General features: G+C 67.7%; 1 protein-coding gene. It reads right to left on the bottom strand.

What is annotated here, in order from left to right:
* Window positions 1-1,636, bottom strand: a 1,636-nt coding sequence (locus ACWDKQ_RS36070; RefSeq protein ID WP_450143224.1) for a hypothetical protein, incomplete at both ends; no start/stop codon positions are given.

Genomic DNA, 1,636 nt, shown 5'->3' with positions numbered 1-1,636 from the left:
CCTGCTCCGGCCCACCCAATTCGCCGTGCTGAGCCCACCAGGCCACGTCATCGCCCGCGCCCGCCATCACCTTCGACGACAACGCCGACTCGGGGTCGACCCGTCTGTCATCACCCTGGACGGCGTCCAGGAAATAATGCGCCGGCCCGTCTTCAAAAAAGCCACCCGAGGCCAGGAACGCACTCGCATCGGTACCTTTCAAATACACGGCCCGCGGAGCATCCTGCGAGGCCGGCGGCGGCACCCTCAGCACCAGGAAATGAACATCCCCCGCCGTCTGCTGCATGAACTTCTTCACCGCATCGGGGCCACCGGTCAGCCGAAGCTGCGGGACAACACCCCCCGTCGCCGCCTGAAACCGCTCACTCGCCGCACCTCCCACCACCCGCCGCAACACACCAGCGTGCAGCAGGCCCCTCGCGGCGCGGAGGCCATCGGCGATCTGCTCCAGCAACCCCGTGGCCGCCTCAGGACCCGGGTCAGGAATCACGATGCCCGAACCTGCCACCATCGCCTTCGCGTCCTCATTGCCGAGCAGGACCTGAACAACGATGTAGTTGACCGAAGCCCTCAGTGACTCCCCGAGCCCATCGATGACCTCTCGCGATTCGGGCCGCAGAGACGGAACTGGTTCATTCACCTTCTTCCACTGTTCCCATGCGTCGGACTTCCACTGTTCCGTTGCGTCGGACGGGAACTCGTCTTCCTTCGTGGCATCGGCCCACGCGAGACGGCGCTCAGCCTCCCGTATCCCGTTCTCACTCCACACCAGCCTGAACGGCGCTGGCGGGAGAAGCCCATCCCGGATAGCCCCCAGAACAGCCCGGCGCAGCTTCCCCCCCACCTTCCCCGCAGGGAGCCCGGCGACGCCCGCCAGCCACTCCCATACCTCCGACTCGGTAGTAGGAACCAAGACGGTGGCATTGACCGCCTCGAGTGCTCGGCCCGGGCCGAGGTAACGCACCAGCTCCGAGCCCGGGAGCCGGGCAGCCTCGCGCATCAACCGCAGATGGTGCGGGGCAGGCTGTTGTCTGCCGTCCAGCCACTTCTGAACCAAGGACTCGTTAACTCCGGCCACCTCGGCCGCCCGGGCCGTGCCGAGGTGAGCCACCAATTCCCCATCCGGGACTCCCGCCGGAACAACACCTCCGGCGACGTAGTCCACCACCTCGCCCAGAGTCCAATCCCACCACTCCTGCGTGGTCGACAAACCGAAAACTTCCCGCGCGGCGGCCGCTGCCCCCTCCGGCTGCCCTTGCGAGAACATCCGCACGCGCCTCAAGCCGCCCAGCGCCCGCAATCGGTTAGCCACCTCGACCGCGCCTTCCGGCCCGCCGAACGCCTCGACAATCGCATCCAGCACGATCCCACGCACCACCGCACGATCACCGGGACTGCCACGACGCCACTCCTCCACGTCTCCCGCAGAAACGCCGACCGCCCGGGCGATGTACTCGTCCCGGCCGAAGAAGCGCGTGAGGTAGTCAAGCTCACGACCGTCCAGGGCATGCGCCAGCTCGCGCAGCACCTTCAGCTCCCGAGGACTGGGCCGCCTGCCTCGCATCCCGGCACGCTGCGCTGCCGGAGCGCCCAGGTCGCGCACTTCCACCTGGAGGTCGGGCCTGCTCGCCACCAC

The sequence above is a fragment of the Saccharopolyspora sp. NPDC000995 genome (assembly GCF_053599315.1).
Note: the sequence above shows the minus strand (reverse complement) of the source record. Positions and strands in the feature narration are given on the sequence as shown.